The organism is Psychrobacter sp. CAL346-MNA-CIBAN-0220 (assembly GCF_040309805.1).
In the GTDB taxonomy this organism is placed as follows: Bacteria; Pseudomonadota; Gammaproteobacteria; order Pseudomonadales; family Moraxellaceae; genus Psychrobacter.
On sequence record NZ_JBEOPF010000148.1, the window covers coordinates 1 to 280 of the forward strand.

Sequence of the window (280 nt, forward strand, 5' to 3'; positions counted from 1 at the left end):
GACTAACCACGATTGCTACGCCAACGGGTGAAAACGGAACCTTGCAAATCAAGCAAAATGCGACATTGTCACAACTGATTTTGGCGCCTAAATCTGAAATAACCTATCAGATTGCGACTGACCGTAAAGTGTATGTTCATCAAGTCGCTGGCGAGCTCAATATTGAAGATCAACAGCTAAAAATAGGTGATGGCGCTAAACTCACCGACATGACCACGGTGACCTTAGTTAATCCATCGGACACTCAAGCAACTGCACTGATTTTTGATTTACCCTAGAT

The 280-nt window shown here is 43.6% G+C and carries 1 protein-coding gene; it reads left to right on the top strand.

The window, feature by feature from the left end:
* Positions 1-278: hypothetical protein (locus AAEY88_RS13080; protein WP_350563076.1), on the top strand; the 278-nt coding region annotated here is incomplete at its 5' end.
* Positions 279-280: the final 2 nt, after the last annotated feature.